The sequence below is a fragment of the Chamaesiphon sp. genome (assembly GCF_041738855.1).
Lineage (GTDB): Bacteria > Cyanobacteriota > Cyanobacteriia > Cyanobacteriales > Chamaesiphonaceae > Chamaesiphon.
Map to the genome: position 1 here is coordinate 1 of NZ_JBGSPA010000055.1, position 15,425 is coordinate 15,425.

The 15,425-nt window shown below is 47.7% G+C and carries 10 protein-coding genes and 3 pseudogenes; 11 read left to right on the plus strand and 2 right to left on the minus strand.

Going from position 1 to position 15,425, the window contains the following annotated elements; genetic code table 11:
• Window positions 1-186 precede the first annotated feature (186 nt).
• Together ACEW9I_RS05935 and ACEW9I_RS05940 are read left to right on the plus strand one after the other, a co-directional pair.
• Entirely contained in the window at window positions 187-537 is a 351-nt protein-coding gene (locus ACEW9I_RS05935; protein WP_373539436.1) for a MerR family transcriptional regulator, read from the plus strand.
• Window positions 537-725 carry a hypothetical protein gene (locus ACEW9I_RS05940; RefSeq protein WP_373539437.1) on the plus strand — a complete coding sequence of 63 codons (189 nt, stop codon included), beginning with the start codon at window positions 537-539 and terminating at the stop codon, window positions 723-725. Before ACEW9I_RS05935 ends, ACEW9I_RS05940 begins: the two co-directional genes overlap by 1 nt.
• 320 nt (window positions 726-1,045) lie before the next feature.
• Here ACEW9I_RS05940 and ACEW9I_RS05945 read toward each other — a convergent pair whose 3' ends face one another.
• Entirely contained in the window at window positions 1,046-1,507 is a 462-nt protein-coding gene (locus ACEW9I_RS05945; RefSeq protein ID WP_373539438.1) for a hypothetical protein, read from the minus strand.
• A gap of 212 nt (window positions 1,508-1,719) precedes the next feature.
• On the opposite strand from ACEW9I_RS05945, the gene ACEW9I_RS05950 reads away from it, so the two are divergent.
• The 3 genes from ACEW9I_RS05950 to cphA all read left to right on the plus strand — a co-directional run bounded on the left by ACEW9I_RS05950 (window position 1,720) and on the right by cphA (window position 5,404).
• The gene (locus ACEW9I_RS05950) at window positions 1,720-1,866 is read left to right on the plus strand and encodes a hypothetical protein (protein ID WP_373539439.1); all 147 of its coding nucleotides are present in this window, start codon (window positions 1,720-1,722) and stop codon (window positions 1,864-1,866) included.
• Window positions 1,867-2,162: 296 nt separating this feature from the next.
• Window positions 2,163-2,411, plus strand: a complete 249-nt coding sequence (locus ACEW9I_RS05955; RefSeq protein WP_373539440.1) for a hypothetical protein — start codon at window positions 2,163-2,165, stop codon at window positions 2,409-2,411.
• 230 nt (window positions 2,412-2,641) lie between these two features.
• On the plus strand, window positions 2,642-5,404 hold the full coding sequence (gene cphA, locus ACEW9I_RS05960; protein ID WP_373539441.1) for a cyanophycin synthetase: 2,763 nt from the start codon (window positions 2,642-2,644) through the stop codon (window positions 5,402-5,404).
• 299 nt (window positions 5,405-5,703) lie between these two features.
• Here cphA and ACEW9I_RS05965 read toward each other — a convergent pair.
• A pseudogene (locus tag ACEW9I_RS05965) lies at window positions 5,704-6,691 on the minus strand (class I fructose-bisphosphate aldolase).
• 244 nt (window positions 6,692-6,935) lie between these two features.
• Here ACEW9I_RS05965 and ACEW9I_RS05970 point away from each other — a divergent pair.
• The 6 genes and pseudogenes from ACEW9I_RS05970 to ACEW9I_RS05995 form a co-directional block, all read left to right on the plus strand.
• Window positions 6,936-7,220, plus strand: a complete 285-nt coding sequence (locus tag ACEW9I_RS05970; protein WP_373539445.1) for an AIR synthase-related protein — start codon at window positions 6,936-6,938, stop codon at window positions 7,218-7,220.
• Between the two features lie 264 nt (window positions 7,221-7,484).
• Window positions 7,485-9,482: an NAD-binding protein gene (locus tag ACEW9I_RS05975; RefSeq protein ID WP_373539442.1), complete on the plus strand. Its 1,998-nt coding sequence runs from the start codon at window positions 7,485-7,487 to the stop codon at window positions 9,480-9,482.
• Window positions 9,483-9,793: 311 nt separating this feature from the next.
• Window positions 9,794-12,229, plus strand: a complete 2,436-nt coding sequence (locus ACEW9I_RS05980) for a phosphoketolase (protein ID WP_373539443.1) — start codon at window positions 9,794-9,796, stop codon at window positions 12,227-12,229.
• A 111-nt stretch (window positions 12,230-12,340) separates the two neighbouring features.
• On the plus strand, window positions 12,341-13,975 hold the full coding sequence (locus ACEW9I_RS05985) for an alpha-D-glucose phosphate-specific phosphoglucomutase (RefSeq protein WP_373539444.1): 1,635 nt from the start codon (window positions 12,341-12,343) through the stop codon (window positions 13,973-13,975).
• Between the two features lie 40 nt (window positions 13,976-14,015).
• Window positions 14,016-14,243: pseudogene (locus ACEW9I_RS05990) on the plus strand (hypothetical protein); the annotation flags it as partial.
• Between the two features lie 11 nt (window positions 14,244-14,254).
• Window positions 14,255-15,169 (plus strand): annotated as a pseudogene (locus tag ACEW9I_RS05995) (glycogen/starch/alpha-glucan phosphorylase); the annotation flags it as partial.
• Window positions 15,170-15,425 lie beyond the last annotated feature (256 nt).

Below are 15,425 nucleotides of genomic sequence, written 5' to 3' on the forward strand. Positions count from 1 at the left end.
AAATCTATTCGTAAACCCAACGTCAAATTGATTATTGCCCCTTTTCCTGAACATGTACGAAGTGGCGACCAATTCTTCTTTAAGCCATCTTCTCAAACCCGCTTGACAACTGCGATCACTTCTTAACTTGTCACGAATGGACTATACTCCACAGTCAAGAGGTGATTTTAATTTTGAGGAAATATCATGCTGATAGGTGAATTGGCAAAGAAAACAGGTTTGACTAAGGACACAATTCGCTTTTACGAAAAAAAAGGATTGATTGAATCACAAGAGCGTCAAGCAGGTATGAGAACCTACATGGAATTTAGTCCAGAGATGCTAGAACGAGTTGTCATTATTACACAAGGCAAATCTTTGGGATTCACACTGAATGAGATTAAGCATCTGATAGATACTTGGGGAAAGACAGAAATACCGATTGCGGAAAAATTGAAAGTAATCGATCGCAAACTTGAAGAGATCGGCGAAAAGATGAGGCAACTTGAGGAAATTAAACTTTATCTGACTGCGAAGCGTAATCGAATTACTGAATAATGAAAGCAATCTCAGGTGCGATCGCCTCAATTATCTATCTGTATAAAGGGTTTGCTGTATTGCGATCGCTATATTTAGAAACTGAGAGAAAAGATCGGGCGATCTCATACCAAGATAAAGAGATCGCACCACCAAACTTTTGCATTTCGGCAAAGATCTCTAAGCATTGCATTTCATCTTTGAATTGACGACTTTTCCTTTACATTCCTACTTCAATACTACGGACATTTTTACAACGAAGCTGTAAGCTTTGGGGATTAATACTTTGATTAAATTAACTGTTAGCTCAAACGCACACGGGAAGTTAAATAAAGACTAAAATGCTGGCTTTATAGTGGGTTTGCGATCCAAGGTTTTGAAACTGTCCGAACCATTGCTACTTACTAAGCAGAAAAAATAACCCAACAACTCTTAAAGAAAAAAATTACCTTAGGGGTTGTTGTAACAAAAGCTCGAAATCGATCTCAATCGAGATCGTGACGTTTGGTAATTTAAATTCATCCATTCACTAATTCAAACTGTAAAGATTGTGTCCGAGTTCTATCTCTTGTAAAAAACTATCATAGACAAGTTTACTGGCTTCGCTATAACAATCTTCTGTTGTTTCTTCTGAATTATCGAAGTTAACTGTTAGGTCTTTTCCATCAACTTTAAACTTCCATGTTTCATGATTCTTTGATGCCATAACTTTGACGGCAACGAAATCTATGTGGGTAGTTTCTGTCAAGTTTAAGCATAGATTAAGATTCCATGGTTGGATCCTGTTTTCCATGTAAACTTCGTTAGAGATATTGCGTCCCATGCTTCGGTTGGAGTCTAGGATTTTGAGTGATTTTTTGGTGCCATAATCAGAATCGAATTTCTGAATGATTTTTTTAAATAATTTAACGGCTTCACTCCGTTCTGCTTCGATCTTGTCTTTGATCGACTGATTGAGTTGGCACAATTCCTGATAACTTGCTTGAGTCATTTGATTTAGCCTCCTTGTTTTTTGTTGAATCGCTCCAAGTATATTGTAACGTTGTTTTTGTTAGAAATTAGATTAATTCTGTAAGGATCGTTACAATGTTCGATATTGATTTTATTTAGCTAATTTAACAAGGCTTGTCCGAACCTTAGATATGATGCTATACTTGCTTGAGTTTTATACTTGAGGTAAAGCCTGTCCTATCTCAACAATCCATGACAATTTCTACCCAGTATCCAATTATTTCTACCCGCTATCCCACAATGGCGATCGGTGGAGCAGAAGACAAGGTAAATGGTTGCGATATCTTAGCTCGACTTTATCCATTTTCGATCGCGCTAGATCTAAGCCCCTCACCATAAAGGTTCTAGCGGTTTAGACTTTTTGCACATTACCTGTTTCTCTCGATCGGTGAAAAGTCATTCCGATCGGATCTAGTCCCAGAGCCAGTCTCAAATAGGGACGTTTAAAAATGGATAAAGTCGAGCTTAGAGGCTGTTTGAAAAGGGTCGGCTGAGGTAAGAAAAGCTACTTGAGCAATTTTGAAAGTCGCCTAAACACCGATTCTCTCGTGAGAGATATACGGTATCTGAGGTATCAAAAAGCGTTAAGGAAAACTTTTCAAACACCTTCTTAACAGCTTTCTTTCAAAGTGCTGGTGGCAAGATGTCGGCGATCGGGATCGTCCCATGTGATTCACAAGAATCTAGTATCGTTATTTCGGGGTAATGGCACGTTTGAAGTGCTGGGGCAAGGAACGATTACCATTATCGATCCGGTAAAGTTGACTCACACAAACCATCCAGAGGCTGCTGAGAATTCTCCACGTAGCCTGCATCATCTCATGGTTCATGTATTGCGTCGAGGCGATCGCTACAACTACAAGCAGCGACTCGTGCTATGTTGATACGGTTTGAAAAATTCCAGTCGTTGGCGTAGCCTCCGCCTTGCGAAATCGACCCCATAATCATCAAATCTGGGTTATTGTACAACAGAATAGCGATTCAAATTGAAATTAAGATAAGAATAATACCTCAGCATATTCAAGAAAAGATTTGAGTATAGCGGAGGGTTTTGGATTTAATTTCAGGTTGGATTTAATTTAGATAGAATCAGCGAAAGTTCCCCAACCAACTTATGAAAATTCTCCAAACCCAAACACTTCGAGGTCCAAACTACTGGAGTATTTGCCGATCGAAGCTGATTATTGTCCGACTAGATTTAGAGGAACTAGCCGATCGACCTTCCAATACCATTCCTGGCTTTTATGAGGGACTCGTGGAGGCTTTGCCGATTCTAGACGAGCATTTTTGTTCGCCCGGTTGTCGGGGGGGATTCCTCACCAGAGTGCGGGAAGGCACGATGATGGGGCACATCTTAGAGCATGTGGCGTTAGAACTGCAAACTTTAGCGGGGATGTATGTGAGCTTCGGTCGCACCCGTGAAACCGCAGATCCAGGGGTTTACCAGGTTGTCTTTGAGTACCACCATGAGGAGGCGGGACACTATGCAGCGAGAGCGGCGCTTCGGCTGTGTCAAAGCATTATCGATACGGGTAGTTATCCCCTCGCCGAACTGAGACAAGATTTACGCGATCTAAGAAATCTGCGGACAGAAGCGTCTTTGGGTGCAACTACTGACGCACTGCTACGCGAAGCCGAAAGGCTAGGTATTCCCTGGATGCAATTAGAGACCTGCGATTTAATCCAGTTTGGCTATGGCAAGTATCAAAAGCGGGTGCAGGCGGCTTTGACTTCCCATACCAACGTGTTGGGGGTAGAACTTGCTGGTAATAAGGACAATACTAAAAAAATCTTGGCTCAGATGGGCGTGCCCGTTCCTTTAGGCGAGACGATTTACGCCTTTAGCGAATTAAAAGAGGCGATCGTTCGGTTGGGTGGTTATCCAATTGTGATTAAGCCCCTAGATGGCAACCACGGGCGGGGGATTACGATCGATATTCAGGATTGGGAATACGCGCAAGTAGCCTACAATCGCGCCCGTGAGGTATCCACTGGGGTAATTGTCGAACATTTCTATCAGGGACGGGATCACCGGATTTTGGTTGTCAATCATCAGGTAGTGGCGGTGGCAGAACGAGTACCCGCTCATGTCGTCGGGAATGGGCTAGAAACGATCGCGGCTCTAGTCGATCGGGAAAACCGCGATCCGCGCCGAGGTGTGGGACACGACAATCTGTTGACCCTGATTCAATTAGATGAAGCTACCGCTGAAATGTTGGTCAGTCAAGGTTTTACTCTCGATACCATTTTGGAACCAGGTCAGATCTGTTACCTGCGGGCGACTGCCAATTTGAGTACAGGTGGGATTGCCATCGATCGCACCGACGAGATCCATCCAGATAACCTGTGGATGGCAGAGCGGATCTCGCGGATCGTCGGGCTGGATGTAGCCGGGATCGATGTCATGACCACGGATATCACCAAACCACTGCGCGCAGCGGATGGCGTGATTCTTGAGGTTAACGCCGCACCTGGATTACGGATGCACCTGGCTCCGAGTCAAGGTGTTGGGCGAAATGTCGCTGCGCCCATTCTCCAGATGCTATTTCCCCCTGGAACGCTGAAGCAGATTCCGATTGTCGCGGTGACGGGCACCAACGGGAAAACTACCACAACGCGGCTAATCGCGCATATTTTCAGTCAGACTTACGCGGCGGTGGGCTTTACCACGACGGATGGGATCTATATCGGCGATCGCCTGTTGAAAAAAGGTGATACCACTGGGCCACAAAGTGCCCAAATTATCCTTCAAGATCCGACGGTGGATATTGCCGTGTTAGAAACTGCCCGGGGTGGTATTTTACGATCGGGCTTGGCTTTCGATCGCTGTGATGTCGGGGTAGTTTTAAATGTGGCAGCAGATCATCTCGGCTTGGGAGATATCGACACGATCGACAAAATGGCCAAAGTCAAAGCAGTCATCGCCGAAGCGGTGCATACCGATGGTTATGCCGTGCTCAATGCCGACGACCAGCGGGTGGCAGCGATGGCCGAAAATGTCATCGGTCGGGTTGCCTATTTTTCGATGGATATGCGGAACCAATTAGTCCGATCGCACGTTCATCGGGGCGGGATTGCGGCCGTCTATAACCAGGGCTATCTGGAGATTTGGCACCCGGATTGGATTCACCGGATCGAGCGAGCCGAGCAAGTACCCCTGACGCTGGGCGGGCGGGCACCATTTATGATTGCCAATGCGTTAGCTGGCTGTCTGGCGGCCTTTGTCCAAGGCGTGAAAGTCGAGGAGATTCGATCGGCTCTCCGCACCTTCACCGCCTCGGCGCAACACACACCAGGCCGAATGAATTTATTCAAGTTGGGAAATTATCATGCATTAGTAGACTACGCCCACAACCCATCTGGATATGCAGCTTTGGGTAGCTTTGTCAAGAACTGGCCTGGTCCGAAAATTGGTGTAATCGGGGGACCTGGCGATCGGCGTGACGAAGATTCGATCGAATTGGGCAGCATCGCGGCGACAATTTTTGATGAGATTATCGTCAAAGAAGACGAAGATTTGCGGGGGAGACCAAGCGGTAACGCGGCATATTGGATCGTCCAAGGGATCGATCGACAGGCGATCGCGGCTAATTTTACTGTCCCATACTCGATTTGCTTAGATGAGACTGTGGCGATTGAGTGGGCATTAGATGTGGCTCCTAGCAATGCGTTGGTCGTCATCTTGCCCGAAAATGTCAGTCGAGCGATCGAGTTAATTATGTCGCGCAATCCGATCGATAATGACACCGAGCCAGTATTTTCATCGACATCGCTGCCAACCGATTTACCGATCGTCGAACACAACATTCTCAATGGACATGTCAAGCTACGTCAGCCAGCTAACTTAGCAGCATCGGTGCGTTATGCTCCGCAGTAGCGGAGCACGAGTCGGCCGCTCAAACCTGCTTAACAACTGTACTCCCATCTTAACTTGTCACAAATGGGGTGAAATGAGTAATCGAGCAGAAACTTACGCTAAGGATTAAACAAGCTGTTTTCAATATCCAGATTGCCCGTCAGAAAACTGTACCAATTGAACCCTCTCAGATTTAGAGGCTTGAAACCCCTGCTTACCGTACTCATTTCCAGTACCAATTAACCTAGAGGTTAACTGGTACGCATAGAATATTGACTCTCTCCAATTCTTATAGAACAAAAATACTGATACTGAAATGCTTACCTAGCAACGTTCTCAGCCTTAGCGTAAGTTTCTGTACAGATGCTCATTTGACCCCCATATATCTCCATGATTGAGTTGAGTAACTCCAAAGCATCAGGTTTAGAGCGTTGGAATGAGTTGCGACCGATGATAGAACCAAATCCACCACCTTGGGCGATCGCTCGAATCTCATCCAATACAGTTACGTCACTCTCCGTTGCACCACCAGAAAAAATCACAATCCGATTTCGACCAAAAGTACATTGCACGATATGGCTCACCCGTTCGGTTAGAGATTGAATGGGAATTTGTTGTTGTTCGTAGACTTTTCTTGCTGCTTCCTGCTCAATGTGTGCGGTTGGCAATTTAACTTTGATGATATGCGCTCCAAGTTGAGCGGCAATGTGAGCAGCGTATGCAGTTACATCGATCGCAGTTTCTCCCGCTTTACTCAAGCTCGATCCACGGGGATATGACCAGATAATTACGGCTAATCCATACCTTTTCGCTTCTTCGGCGAGGGTGCGAATTTGTCCGTACATATCTAGCCGATGGGAAGAACCTGGATAGATCGTAAAGCCAATACCGACACATCCTAACCGCAACGCATCCTGAACACTACCAGTCATTGCTTGATATGGATCGGCATCATCCACCAGCACATCATGGTCGTTGACTTTAAGAATTAAGGGGATTTGTCCTGCAAACTCACGCGCGCCAGCTTCTATAAATCCTAACGGAGCGGCATAGGCATTACAGCCAGAATCGATTACCTTCGGTAGGCTACGCCAACGCTAACTTGAAGTGATAATGAGGATGATAAGCATCAGGATTTGCGGCAAAACTTCGAGCAGGTCCATGTTCAAAGCCTTGATCTACAGGTAAAATTACTAGCTTCCCAGTTCCAGATAGTTTGCCATGATTGAGTAGTCGAGACAGGTTTGACAAAGTTCCAGGGTTGTCACTGCCATACCAACTGAGAATTTCTTTTACTCTTTGGGTCATGATTTTGACTTTGATAACGTTGTTTTGTCAGCGTTGAGTTAGCCATTGAGGGTAGTCCTAAACAAGAAAGGACGATCTTGATTGGGGTTGTAGGGGCTGCGCCCCTACATGGGGGCGTAGCCCCCAAACCCCCTCTTTTAAATATCATGCCCTTTAGGGCACTACGCCATCGAGTTTGCCTACCAAGGTAAAGCGACCGCATCACCAAACTTTCGCATTTTAGCCAAGTATCGAAGAGTCGGCAATTCCCGTCCTAGAGGAGGTGCAAGGAACCTGCGAACTACTCGGTCTCGATCCGCTGTATATTGCCAATGAGGGGCGATTTGTGGCGTTTGTCGCCCCAGAAGATCTCGATCGAGCCTTGGCGATCCTGAGATCGGCTCAGATGAAGACTGGAGAAGCTGAAACTGCTTGCGCGATCGGTCAAGTTGTCGCAGCCACCACACCTGCTGTAATCTTAAATAGTAAGCTGGGAACTACTCGCTGGCTCGATCTATTGAGTGGCGAGCAATTACCCAGAATTTGTTAAGTTGGGATTGGCGATTACCTTACGGTAGGCTATTGCAAGGCAAAGGCTCCGCTACCGCCAACGATTGATTATTCAATTCGGAACCAATTATCATGAAGCCCGATCGCAGTGATTGTCTCGATCGTGTCGTGAAGTCGATCTTGCCTAATTTGAACGATATTAAGGCGATGTACAACTAAGAGTTGGTAAAAAAAGTCTTCCTCTATATTCGACGCAGCCTTAGCGTACAATTGTCCCAACATGGTATGGTGATGCCCAAAGCGCATGAAATTAGATCTTTTTTTGGTGTGTGGTTTGGGTAGCCTCGGACAACACTGCGTCCTGGCGCTCCAGCAATTTGGCGTGAAGATCGTCGCGATCGAACAAGTAGCGCCTCAAAGTTGGGAAGTTCCAAATTTAGTCAATTTATTAGACGATCTCATCATTGGCGATTGCCGTGAAAATAATGTTTTAGAGCAAGCCCAAATTCAAGCTTGTCGCGCTGCCCTGATTGTCACTAGTAACGAGGGAGTCAATGCCGAAATCGCCCTCGCCATCCGCCAACTCAACCCGCAGACGCGGCTAGTCGTGCGATCGGCCAAAACCAATCTCAATCGACTATTAAGCCAACAACTCGGCAATTTTATCGCCTACGAACCGATCGAACTTCCCGCTCACTCCTTTGCTATTGCCGCGCTGGGTACGGATACCGTGGGCTTTTTTAATTTAGATGGTTACTGGTTGCGGGTGGTGCGACAACGCATGAGTCCCGACCATCCTTGGTGCAATGCTCGTCAGCTACACCAGATCGATACGCGCAGCCAGAAGCTACTCGCTCACAACGCATCTGCAACCGAGCCAGGTTTCTACCAATGGCAGTTTGAAGAGCTAGTTACGGCTGGCGATTTAGTTACTTATATTGAAATTGCCGATCGATTTTCACTTCACGCTACCCCAGATCGACCGATTGCGGCTGGCAAAAAAACCAAACAACCCCAGATCGCTCGCTGGGCGCGCCGCGCTGGCGATCGATTTATGCAGTTTTGGCGATCGAACTTTCAGCAACAAGTCCGCCGCGTGGCTCTAATTTGTTGTCTGATTGTTGTGTTGTTACTGGCGATCGCTACCGTCCTGTTTCATCAATATTATCCCAACACGACTTGGTTGTCGGCATTTTATGCCTCAGCGATCTTACTCTTAGGAGGCTATGGCGATTTATTTGGCGACTTCGAGCAAATTCCGACGATTCCCTGGTGGCTCCAAACTTTCGCCCTCGGGTTGAGTCTGGCTGGTACTGCCTTTGTCGGCGTGTTGTATGCGGTGCTAACCGAGTCTCTCTTGTCATCCAAATTTCAATTTGTCAAGCAGCGACCGCCGTTACCACAGCAGAACCATATTATCATCATCGGTTTAGGCCGAGTCGGGCAACAAGTCGCCCTCTTGCTACAGCAAGTCAAGCAAGCTGTCGTGGGCGTGACATTGCAGCCAGAGATCAACAGTACAATCTTGCCAGATCTGCCGATAATTACGGGTAATATCGCCCAGTCCCTGGCACAAGCCAATCTCCCGACTGCCAAAAGCGTCATTATCGTCACCGACGACGAAATGCTCAATCTCGAAGTCGCCTTAATGGTTCAGGCGATCGATCCGCAGCTCGATCTGGTGATTCGGACATCGGGACAAAGATTGAGCCAACATCTAATGAAAACGCTGCCAAATGCGCGCGTGCTAGGGATGCAGACAGTATCAGCAGAAGTGTTTGCTGGAGCGGCATTTGGCGAAAATATTCTAAATCTATTCCACTGCGATCGGCAGACTATTTTAGTCACGGAATACGCGATCGAAGCAGGCGACACGCTCGATCGATTGTTGCTAGCTGAAATTGCTTCTGGGTATGGGGTAGTACCCATTCTGCACCAGCGCAGTCCCAATCCCCCGACTTTAATGCCGACCGATGATATTTTGCTGGTAAATGGCGATCGATTGATAGTCTTAGCAACGACCGACAGTTTGCGCCGGATTGATATCGGCGATCGATACCCCAAATCTTGGCAGGTTGAGGTCGAGCTAGCGATGACGGCAGAATCCAGTTTTGAAGGGGCAAATACGATCGCGCGAATCTCCGGTTGTTCGCTACAGGTCGCTAGAGAGTTGATGGACAACTTACCAGGAATTTTGAGTACTCCCCTCTATCAACATCAAGCCCAACGATTAGTTTATTCGTTAGAAAAAGTGCGCGTCAAAGCGAAAATCCGGCGTTACAGTTCTCAAGTGTCTTTATAAGACTTAACATTTCTTCTGTGTTAATTAACACTCCATTCAAGTTGCGATCGATGCTAGTTTAAACAGTAGATAGAGCAATAATACTCTCGAAAAAGTTCAAATTGTTCAGGCATTGACCAGGCGCAGCGATGGGTTAATTAGCAACATTTAAGTACCTAGACGAAATTAATTACACATTTATGATTATCAAACACCTTGCCGAAAATATTTCCAAGCAAAATCTTGTGTAATTAATTCTATCTAACTACTTAGACTAATCCTTCAGCCTCGCACCAGAAACATCGTACTCTCGGAGATAGGACTCGAACGTTATGGTCGCAACACCTCCAAAACCAACCGCAGAAATTAGCATCAGTGCATTTGGACCAGCGCGGTCCACAGTTCAGGGCGCACCGCTTAATGCAGAAGAACTGCGCAATATTCATGCCTACTGGCGAGCCGCAAACTATCTGGCGGTGGGCATGATTTACCTGCGGGAAAATCCCTTGCTCAAGGAACCACTCAAACCCGAACAGATTAAACAGCGGTTGCTCGGTCACTGGGGATCGAGTCCTGGGATTAGCTTTCTCTACACTCACCTGAACCGAGCGATCGAAAAATTCGACCAGGATATGTTATTCATGGTCGGTCCCGGTCACGGTGCTCCTGGTTTTCTCGGCCCTTGCTATCTAGAAGGCAGTTACTCCCGCTTCTACACGGAATGCAGTCAGAACGAAGCCGGTATGCAGCGGTTCTTTAAGCAGTTCTCCTTCCCTGGTGGCGTTGGCAGCCACTGCACCCCAGAAACGCCTGGTTCCATTCATGAAGGTGGCGAACTGGGGTACAGCCTGTCTCATGCCTATGGGGCTGCCTTCGATAATCCCAACCTGATTGTGGTGTCCATGCCTGGAGATGGTGAGTCAGAAACAGGACCGCTGGCGACTTCCTGGCACTCGAATAAGTTCATCAATCCCATTCGGGATGGTGCTGTACTGCCTGTACTGCACCTGAATGGCTACAAGATCAATAACCCGACGATTTTGTCGCGGATCAGTCATCGGGAACTGAAGGCATTGTTTGAAGGCTATGGCTATGAACCCTACTTTGTTGAGGGGTCCGATCCAGAATCGATGCACCAGGCAATGGCGGCGACCTTGAATCATTGCATTGCCCAGATTCACAGCATTCAACAAGCCGCCCGTGCTAGCGGTGTGGCGACTCGTCCGATTTGGCCGATGATTGTGATGCGGACACCTAAAGGGTGGACGGGTCCGGCTAATGTGGATGGTCATCAGGTGGAAGGGTCCTGGCGATCGCACCAAGTGCCGATGGGTGAGATGCATAGCAATCCCGAACACCTCCGCTTGTTAGAAGAGTGGATGAAACGTTACAAGCCAGAAGAACTCTTTGATGAAAACGGCACCCTCTTACCGCAGATTAAGGCGATCGCGCCCACCGGAGACAAGCGGTTGGGATCTACGCCCTATGCCAATGGCGGTTTATTGATGCACGAGTTGCACATGCCAGATTTCCGTCATTATGGCGTACAGGTGGAGAAACCCGGCACGATTGAAGCCGGAAACACCGCACCGTTAGGGACGTTCCTGCGGGATATCATGAAGCAAAACATGACTAACTTCCGCGTGTTTGGTCCAGATGAAAATACCTCCAACAAACTGGGTGCCATTTACGAAGTCAGCAAGAAGTTTTGGATTGGGGAATACCTGCCCGAAGACGAAGATGGGGGCGAACTTGCTCCCGACGGTCGGGTAATGGAGATGCTGAGCGAACATACGCTGCATGGCTGGCTGGAAGGCTATTTGCTCACGGGACGGCATGGTTTCTTCTCGACTTATGAATCCTTTGCCCATGTGATTGACTCGATGTTTAATCAACATGCGAAATGGTTATCCATTTGTAATAATATCCACTGGCGCGAAGAAGTCCCATCCCTCAATATTTTGATTACCTCGACGGTGTGGCGGCAAGACCATAATGGTTTCACCCACCAAGATCCAGGATTTATCGATGTGGTGCTCAACAAGAGTCCAGATGTAGTGCGAATTTACCTCCCGCCCGATGTCAACACCTTGTTATCCGTTGCCGATCACTGTTTGCGGAGCAAGAACTATATCAACGTGATTGTGTCGGATAAACAGATGCATTTGCAATACCACGATATGGATGCAGCGGTGAAGAACTGCACCAAGGGGATCGATCTCTGGGAGTGGGCCAGCAATGACCAGGGAACCGAACCAGATGTCGTGCTGGCAACTGCTGGGGATATTCCCACCCGGGAATCGTTGGCGGCAGTCTGTCTGTTGCGGGAGAATTTTCCCGATCTGAAGATTCGCTTTGTGAATGTAATCGACTTGTTCAAGTTGCAACCAGAGACGGAACATCCCCATGGATTGAGCAGTCGCGATTTTGATAGTCTGTTCACGCCCGATAAGCCCGTAATCTTCAACTTCCACGGCTATCCCTGGCTGATCCATCGGCTCACCTATCGTCGCACTAATCACCACAATATCCATGTGCGCGGTTACAAGGAAAAGGGCAATATTAACACGCCACTAGACTTAGCGATTCAAAACCAGATCGATCGCTTTAGTATTGCGATCGATGTCATCGATCGCGTGCCGAAAGTGATGGTTGCCGGTGCCCATGTCAAGGAAATGCTCAAAGACGAGCAAATTTCTTGTACTGCTTATGCCTACGAACATGGGATCGATCGTCCCGATACTGTGAACTGGAGATGGCCTTACTAGTCCATTGAAGGAACGCCGGAATAGAGATTATCTGCACTTCGGCGTTCTTTTTTGGAGAATCCTGTATTCTGTGATTCAGTAATCGATATTGAGCCTTCGGGAGAGTATTTAGTGACCAGTCGCATTGTTACAACACAACCATTTACCGATCAAAAACCAGGTACATCAGGTCTCCGCAAGTCTGTTCCAGTTTTTCAGCAGCCCCATTATTTAGAAAATTTCGTTCAATCTATTTTCGACAGCATCGAAGGCTGCCAGGGACAAACACTGGTTCTGGGTGGAGATGGACGGTACTTCAATCGAGAAGCCATTCAAGTTATTTTGAAAATGGCTGCTGCCAATGGGATCGGAAAAGTTAAAGTCGGGCAGCACGGCATTCTCTCCACCCCCGCGACATCCTGCGCGATCCGTAAGTTTCATGCCTTTGGGGGGATTATTCTTTCTGCCAGTCACAATCCTGGCGGACCCAATGGCGACTTTGGGGTGAAGTATAACATTGGCAATGGTGGACCTGCGCCCGAAACGGTCACAGCAGCGATCTTCGATCGCACCAAGTCGATCGATCGCTACCAAATTATCGATGCTCCTGATGTCGATATTGACACATTAGGCAGATCAGAATTGGGTGGCATGGTAGTGGAAGTCATTGATTCGGTTAATGACTATGTGGATTTGATGCAGTCTTTATTTGACTTCGATCGGATCCAGCAATTTCTCACCGTCGATGGCTTTCGGATGTGCATTGATGCCATGCACGCGGTGACAGGACCCTATGCTGACCAGATTTTTCAGCAGCGGTTGGGTGCCCCAGCCGGAACCGTCCAAAACGCCATCCCGCTGACAGATTTTGGGGGCGGACACCCAGATCCCAACCTAGTTTATGCCCACGATCTGGTGGAGATCCTCTTTGGCGATAATGCGCCTGATTTTGGGGCAGCCTTTGATGGGGATGGCGATCGGAATATGATTTTAGGTCGTCGCTTTTTTGTCAATCCCAGTGACAGTTTAGCGATCTTGGCTGCCAATGCAACGCTGATTCCAGGTTACAAAGAGGGCTTAGCCGGAATTGCCCGCTCCATGCCAACCAGTAAGGCTGCCGATCGAGTCGCGGCGAAACTGGGCATTGATTGCTACGAAACACCGACGGGATGGAAGTTTTTTGGGAATTTGCTGGATGCTGGGAAAGCCACCCTCTGTGGGGAAGAAAGCTTTGGCACTGGTTCCAACCATATCCGGGAAAAGGACGGCATCTGGGCAGCCCTCTTCTGGCTGAACATTCTGGCAGTCCGCCAGCAATCGGTCGAGCAAATCGTGCAAGAACACTGGCAGATCTACGGACGCAATTACTATTCACGCCATGACTACGAAGCCATCGATAGCGATCGCGCCCATACCTTGATGGCTGGCTTAAACGAGTTGATGCCAACCCTGAAGGGCAAAACTTTCGGGCGGTATGAAGTCGAATTCATGGATGATTTCAGCTATACCGATCCGATCGATGGTAGCGTGAGTCAAAATCAAGGTCTGCGGATTGGTTTTACCGATGGTTCGCGGATCGTCTGCCGACTATCTGGAACGGGTACCCAAGGAGCGACCCTCAGACTTTATCTCGAAAGCTTTGAGGCAGATGCGACCAAACAGTCCCTCGACCCACAAGTGGCATTGCGAGACTTAATTGCGATCGCGGAGGAATTAGCGCACATTCGCGAACTGACTGGCATGGAAAAACCAACCGTCATTACTTAATCTCAAGGGCACTCCAAAAATGGGTGCCCTTCATTGTACGACCTTCCAACTGCTGCAATCGTTTCCGAATGTAGTCATCACAGCGCATCAGGAATTCTTTACCCGTAATGCCCTAGAATCGATCGCCACCACGACGCTCTCCAACATCAATGACTTTGAACGGGGACAACCGTTGAAAAACAAAGTTGTCGATCGACCACCGAAGCCGATTGAAACCGCTGGGGTCATCAGCCATCCACTTGCCTACTTACAATTTCTCATCTATTAGGAGCTAGAGTTATGGTCAATATCGTTCCCAATAACATTCAAATTGAAGACGATCGCACGGGGATTGATGTCGAAACCATCAAACGGGCGTTTTTGGATCATTTATACTACATCCAGGCGAAGTTTCCGAAGGTTGCCACTCGCAATGACTACTACATGGCATTGGCGTATACGGTGCGCGATCGCTTACTCAATCGCTGGTTGAACACCACTCAAACCTACTTAGAAACAGCACCCCGGACGGTCGCTTATCTCTCTGCCGAGTTCCTACTAGGGCCGCACCTGGGCAATAACTCGATCAACCTGGGGCTTTACAACATCGTCAAGCAGGCGATGGCGGAATTGGGACTCGACCTGACTGCGTTGCTCGAACAGGAAGAAGAACCGGGATTAGGCAATGGTGGTTTGGGACGTTTGGCAGCGTGTTACATCGACTCGCTCGCCACATTGGAAATACCCGCGATCGGTTACGGGATTCGCTACGAATACGGCATTTTTGACCAGGATATCAAAGACGGCTGGCAAGTCGAAATTACGGATAAATGGCTGCGTTACGGCAACCCCTGGGAAGTTGCCCGCCCAGAGGCACAATTAGAGGTCAAATTTGGCGGTCACACCGAATCCTACACTGACGAACGCGATCGTTATCGAACGCGGTGGGTGCCTTACAAAGTAGTTAAAGGAGTTCCTTACGACACGCCCATTCTCGGCTTTCAGACAAATACGGCAAATACACTGCGGCTTTGGAAAGCTGAAGCACCTGAGTCTTTTGATTTTGAGGCATTCAACAAAGGGGATTACTTTGGTGCCGTGCAAGAGAAAAGTGAATGCGAGAACATTACCAAAGTCCTGTATCCCAACGACGAATCCTCTCAAGGAAAACAATTGCGGTTGGAGCAGCAATACTTCTTCGTGTCATGCTCTTTGGGGGTTGAGTAGCATTGGAACCAAAAACCGGGTTAAGGATTCTGAATTGCTCGAAACCCGCTGCTGAAGCGGGTTTTTGCGTAAGGAGGAAAATCTTTCCACAGTTCACTGACAAATAGTACTACCTATTCTCTATCTGCTCATTCTTAAAACCACTCAAAAGTATCGATCGCTATTTCAAAAGTAGATCTTTATAGCTAAATTATTCTCGCTCGGCAGATAGCAGTTCAAATGCTAACTGAGCTACTTGCTCGGC

What these genes read in the sequence shown, in the direction of transcription:
- ACEW9I_RS05935 (WP_373539436.1), top strand. Translation starts at nt 187, where the DNA reads ATGCTGATAGGTGAATTGGCAAAGAAAACAGGTTTGACTAAGGACACA.
- ACEW9I_RS05940 (WP_373539437.1), top strand. Translation starts at nt 537, where the DNA reads ATGAAAGCAATCTCAGGTGCGATCGCCTCAATTATCTATCTGTATAAA.
- ACEW9I_RS05945 (WP_373539438.1), bottom strand. Translation starts at nt 1,507, where the DNA reads ATGACTCAAGCAAGTTATCAGGAATTGTGCCAACTCAATCAGTCGATC.
- ACEW9I_RS05950 (WP_373539439.1), top strand. Translation starts at nt 1,720, where the DNA reads ATGACAATTTCTACCCAGTATCCAATTATTTCTACCCGCTATCCCACA.
- cphA (WP_373539441.1), top strand. Translation starts at nt 2,642, where the DNA reads ATGAAAATTCTCCAAACCCAAACACTTCGAGGTCCAAACTACTGGAGT.
- ACEW9I_RS05975 (WP_373539442.1), top strand. Translation starts at nt 7,485, where the DNA reads ATGAAATTAGATCTTTTTTTGGTGTGTGGTTTGGGTAGCCTCGGACAA.
- ACEW9I_RS05980 (WP_373539443.1), top strand. Translation starts at nt 9,794, where the DNA reads ATGGTCGCAACACCTCCAAAACCAACCGCAGAAATTAGCATCAGTGCA.